Here is a 4,920-nt window from a genome sequence, read left to right on the forward strand (position 1 = left end):
TTTTTTTTACTATCACCAAAGAAAAAAAACATTATTAGACGCTTGGGGAAATTTGTCTCTATTAGGTCTATAGCCTTATGCAACTACGTTTAACTTGATATTCAATAGCATTATGATATCATTCGCTCATATGTCCTTTATGGAAGATAGGATTCATGGTCTTTAGTTTCAAAGGGTTTCATACGTGTCGTGACGAAGGTGGCCTCCAGGCTATACGAGATTCTGTACCCTTTGTTAGCCGTCCCAATAAGCAATGGTTAGGTCAAGGGTATTACTTTTGGACTGATAGTTCTTATTGGGCTAAAAAGTGGATGAAAGATCCAAAAGTAATTTCTCAGTTCACTTTAACCATCGAGAAAGATCAGTTTTTAGATCTGGTCGGCGATGTAAGCGATCAAGAATTATTTCTATCCATATGCGAAATTTTCAATGAGGACTATCCTCATTATGAGGAGTACTCAAAGCTACATGGTGACTCCGTAACCGTAGGCGCTGTCATAAGCTTTCTAAGGCGTCAAGACGCAGCAGGGGAAGGGGAAAAGCTTTTTCCGTATGCTGCGGTTAGAGCCAAAGACAGAAGGAAAGTGAACAACATTTTATTTGTTTCTGGACAAAGAAGTGAACTTTCTCTCGTAGAACCACACCAATTGTGTGTATACGAGGAGTATAAGTCTAAAATTATCAACTTTGAAAACTTTATACATCCTGAACATTACTGTTAATGATAAACAATTCTTAGGAGTGTTGTCATGAAAAATCAAAGGCTTCTTTCTTTAATCAAGGAAAGATTGAATCAGCTGGGTCCGCAAGAAGTAATTCGACAACTATATGAATGTCGTACAGAAGGACCTTCTGTGAAAGAGTTTTTTGATGAAGATGATATTGAGCATAGTTATTTGTTCAATGAGGACATCAGTATATCTTTAAATAAAGACTTGAAATGCCATATAGCTTTAGTCGCTGTAAATGATGAAAGCTATTTTGACGCTTGGGAAAATTGTTCACAGTATGACATGGCTGCTTAATGAAAATTAATATTGTAGAGAACACGGTCCTCGATCTAGTAATGAAGGATCTCCCAGCTGAATCAGAATCAGAATTTAAACAGTCTGATTCTTTAGATAAAGCAAAGTCTAAGTTCTCTATTAACGTTGAATTTGAAGAAGAGTCCTTCTTTGTTACATTCAACCTTAAGTTAGCAACTGCGGACGGCAAAGGCATAATTGTCAGTTTCAAATCAAAGTTTGTTACTGACATGCCTATAGACGAAGACTTTAAAAAGTCTGCATTCCCCTACGTTAACGCTCCTGCAATTTCATATCCGTACTTGAGAGTATTTATATCAAACCTTACCCTCAACTCAGGTTATGATCCAGTAATGCTGCCAAGCATTAACTTTGTTGCATTGAAAGATAAAACGATGCGCAGGAACAAATCACTTGAAAGTTGATTTTAAAAAATATTAAAAAAACTCGCATTAGCGAGTTTTTTTATGCGTTCTGTATACGATTATTTGCTACCGATCTAATAGCCATTCAAGATTATCCACTTCTCACTGTCATTATCCTTTGGCCCCCACATTGTCGAAGCATCCTTAGGATTAACACGAACACACAGCCTACCTTTTGGCCCACACGTTGAAATCTGAACCTTTCCCCCCCTAGCCTCCAGAGCAGCTACATTGGCCCGCAGATCCAATATTTCATTGGGGCTTGGCACCAGAAGCATGGACAACCCCACAATGGAGGCCAACAGCACACAACTGGTCGAAGCCCAAATAGCGGCCCACTTCCAGCTTATCGAACTTGCTGCTTGGTGCAGGCTTTGTTCCGCCTTCTCAGCACGCGCTGCAACGCCCTGTAGCGCTTTTACAGCGGGCGTAACTGAATCACTTAAAGCTGACTGGGTTTGCTGCTGAACGCTCGCTAAAGCGTCCTGAACCGCCTTCTCGACCGCGATTCGCGTGGCCTTCTCGATGATAAGCGCCGAGGCGTGACCCGCTTTGTTCATCTCTTCAACGGCGGCGTTAGCTCGGCCTATGAGTGCATGCAGTTGAACATGTCGATCCTCAAGCTTTTGCAGTGCCTCACTGGCCGCTCGCTGCTGCTCTTGGGCTACGGCCATTAAGCCAAATAGCTCCTGCTCACTGATGCTCAAATTCTTCCCCTTACATGCCGAATTCAGGGCCGCCACGGCCTTTGCTTGCGCCTTTATCGTGGTTTAACTGGTCTTTTTCGAATCGTTTTAAGGCAGCTTTGGCCTGCTCTTGCCGTTCGAGTGCGGCGCGCTCCAGGGCAACTCTGTGCAGCTCATTGGCCATGCGTTCGCGCTCCGCATCAATACGGGCGTTGAAGTCTTGGTTTTGCTGGAAACGAGCCTTGAAAGCGGCCATTCCATCAGCAGCGGTTTTAGCCACTTGTTCGCGTGCAGCACGCTCTGCACGGGCTTTTTCGAAGTTGAAAATCTGCGCCGACACCATACCCAGCTCGGCCCGGTCGATCACCAGTTCGCGTGTATGGTCATTCGCAGCAGCTCGATCCAGAGCACCCAAAGGCGCCCGGCCTTTACGGGCCGATTCGCGCCGAATTTGCGTGACCCTCGGACCTTCGTGAAGGGTTGCCGGCCGATCCAGCTCCGCCGCCCGTTCCATGTCGCCGGCATCGAGCGCAGCGGCGCGCTGCTCGATCAACGAACGCCGATCAACCCGCGCTTCAACCCCGGCACGCTCCAGTGAAGAATTGGTTCGATCCTCGATCATGGCCCGTATCCATTCCACCTCTTGCGGACCACGCTTCACGTCGTCCAGCTCGCGGGTCTTCTCGCCCAACTGGCCCGCCGCATCGAGGCGGCGCGTGGTCATCAGAATATGGACGTGGTGATTGCGGTTGTCGCCCTCGCGGTCGGGATGGTGAACGGCCAGCGTTCCCGCTGTGCCGTAGCGATCGGCCAAGCCCTGAGCAATCGACTTGGCCAGCTCTCGGCGTTGTAGCTGGTCAAGTTCGTGAGGCAGTGCGACCAGCACTTCCCGGGCTACTCGGGCGTTCTTGCGAACCTCGGCGGCTTCGGCCTTGTTCCACAGTTCAGAACCTGACTGCGGAGCCATGCCGACCGGAGCAAATGACTCGACGTGATCCACGCCGGAACGGCGCGTGTAGTCGTGAATATCGCCGGTACGCTCGTCGATGATTCGCTCTGCATTCCGATACGCAGCGGCGGCAGTGGCGGAACGGCCACTGCTACGACTGACGGGTTTGACGGATGCGGAGTAGAGCGCCACGTTTTTGGATTCTCGATTTTCTTGTGATCTGTTTTTTATTTGTCGGCTTGCCGACCGCCTGCAAACGTAGTTTGCGTAAGTGCGCCCTTCTATTCTTTCAGGGCCAATCTATGTACGGCAATACTCTAGCGTAGAATGACCAAAACAGACACCATCGAAGGCAGAACCTATATGGCTGATTTAGACGACCTAAAACGAAAACGTGACCAACTCACAGCCAGGATTCAGCAAGCAGAAGCACGCCAACGAGCTACAGCCAAAAAGGCAGAAGATAGGGTCAAGGTTTTGGTAGGGGCAGCGGTATTACACCAACAAACGCAGTCCACCGAAAAACGTGCGGCCCTACTCTCATTACTCGATGGTTTCTTGACTCGACCCGCTGAACGATTGGCTGTGCTGGGAGAAGATGGGCAAGGCTCTGAGGCATTTAAGCGTTTGATATCTTCTGATTAACAGAGAGATACGGCTTTGATCTGATTACAAGCAAGCAAAGCGCGCAGACCGAAGGTTGCGGCGTGAAGGAGCGAAGCAGCCGCATGCGGGTTTTGGATTTTTGCGCGATCTTCAACGGCGCGCAGTGACTGGAAGGCCGCTAGGTTTCAACTTGCCTGGCTGTGCGGCTCTTTAAGCTTGTTTTTCTTGTTTTTACTTGTTTTCAGTCTTTCAAGTGCTTGATTTTAAAGGGTTATTCTCTAAGTTTGGGGACAGATTCCGGGTTTAAAGGGGACAGATTCCGGGTTTAAAGGGGACAGATTCCGGGTTTAAAGGGACAGATTCCGGGTGTTTTCCACAGGGTCTATTAGGGACAGAAGCTTTGACTTGTCCCTGTTACTACTGTCAGTATCAGGGACAGATTCCGTGTTAAGGAAAGCCCAGTGGAGTTAGTTGATAATCAGGTTACTCAGTCAAACCGACTGATTGAGTCATCGCATACGCTCACGCTAAATGAGAAACGTCTCATACTGGCCGCTGCATCATTGATCGATCCGCGTAAACCGCTACCCAAAGATGGTTACTTTACGATACGTGCAGACTCGTTTGCCGAGGTCTTTGGCCTAGACGTGAGTAATGCTTACGAAGCTTTGGACGATGCTGCAAATCGACTATTCGAACGCGATATACGTAGATACGCTAAAGGCAAGCTAATTGAACGTATGCGCTGGGTTTTTCATGTTAAATACAAAGAAGGGCAGGGTTGTGTAGAGCTAGGATTTTCACCAACGGTGTTACAACATTTAACAATGTTGAATAAAGAATTCACAAGTTATCAGCTTAAACAAATTGGTAATCTCTCTAGCTTTTACTCTATACGCTTATATGAGCTTATGAGCCAATTTTTAAAACTCGGCCAACGCGAATGCACTCTAATTCAACTTAGACAAATGTTTGATTTAGGAGAAAAATATAAAGATGTCAAGGATATGCGTAGGCGTGTACTTGACCCTGCATTAAAAGATATAAACTCAAGTACCGATTTAAATGTTGAATCGAAACCAATCAGGCAAGGTAGGAAAATAATCGGGTTTTTTTTTACTATCACCAAAGAAAAAAAACATTATTAGACGCTTGGGGAAATTTGTCTCTATTAGGTCTATAGCCTTATGCAACTACGTTTAACTTGATATTCAATAGCATTATGATAT

7 protein-coding genes are annotated in these 4,920 nt (G+C 46.6%); 5 read left to right on the forward strand and 2 right to left on the reverse strand.

Going from position 1 to position 4,920, the window contains the following annotated elements; translation table 11 throughout:
* Window positions 1–155 precede the first annotated feature (155 nt).
* Genes ACP7BO_RS23720 through ACP7BO_RS23730 form a run of 3 tightly spaced genes read left to right on the forward strand, consistent with a single transcriptional unit; the run spans window position 156 to window position 1,450 of the window.
* Window positions 156–722 carry a hypothetical protein gene (locus ACP7BO_RS23720; protein ID WP_426212954.1) on the forward strand — a complete coding sequence of 189 codons (567 nt, stop codon included), beginning with the start codon at window positions 156–158 and terminating at the stop codon, window positions 720–722.
* 27 nt (window positions 723–749) lie between these two features.
* Window positions 750–1,025, forward strand: a complete 276-nt coding sequence (locus ACP7BO_RS23725) for a hypothetical protein (RefSeq protein ID WP_426212955.1) — start codon at window positions 750–752, stop codon at window positions 1,023–1,025.
* On the forward strand, window positions 1,025–1,450 hold the full coding sequence (locus ACP7BO_RS23730) for a protein-export chaperone SecB (protein ID WP_426212956.1): 426 nt from the start codon (window positions 1,025–1,027) through the stop codon (window positions 1,448–1,450). The genes ACP7BO_RS23725 and ACP7BO_RS23730 overlap by 1 nt, the downstream gene beginning before the upstream one ends.
* A 74-nt stretch (window positions 1,451–1,524) precedes the next feature.
* Here ACP7BO_RS23730 and ACP7BO_RS23735 read toward each other — a convergent pair whose 3' ends face one another.
* Complete coding sequence (locus ACP7BO_RS23735) at window positions 1,525–2,157, reverse strand: hypothetical protein (protein WP_426212957.1); 633 nt, start codon at window positions 2,155–2,157, stop codon at window positions 1,525–1,527.
* Window positions 2,158–2,167: 10 nt separating this feature from the next.
* Window positions 2,168–3,277, reverse strand: a complete 1,110-nt coding sequence (gene mobQ, locus ACP7BO_RS23740; RefSeq protein WP_426212958.1) for a MobQ family relaxase — start codon at window positions 3,275–3,277, stop codon at window positions 2,168–2,170.
* Window positions 3,278–3,448: 171 nt separating this feature from the next.
* Between mobQ and ACP7BO_RS23745 the strand changes: the two genes are divergently transcribed.
* Both ACP7BO_RS23745 and ACP7BO_RS23750 read left to right on the forward strand, forming a co-directional pair.
* Complete coding sequence (locus tag ACP7BO_RS23745) at window positions 3,449–3,730, forward strand: hypothetical protein (protein WP_426212959.1); 282 nt, start codon at window positions 3,449–3,451, stop codon at window positions 3,728–3,730.
* 422 nt (window positions 3,731–4,152) lie between these two features.
* Window positions 4,153–4,839: a replication initiation protein gene (locus ACP7BO_RS23750; RefSeq protein ID WP_426212960.1), complete on the forward strand. Its 687-nt coding sequence runs from the start codon at window positions 4,153–4,155 to the stop codon at window positions 4,837–4,839.
* The last annotated feature ends 81 nt before the right edge of the window (window positions 4,840–4,920 follow it).

Origin of the sequence: Pseudomonas sp. TWR2-1-1 (assembly GCF_049897045.1) — a bacterium.
Classification (GTDB): domain Bacteria; phylum Pseudomonadota; class Gammaproteobacteria; order Pseudomonadales; family Pseudomonadaceae; genus Aquipseudomonas; species Aquipseudomonas versuta.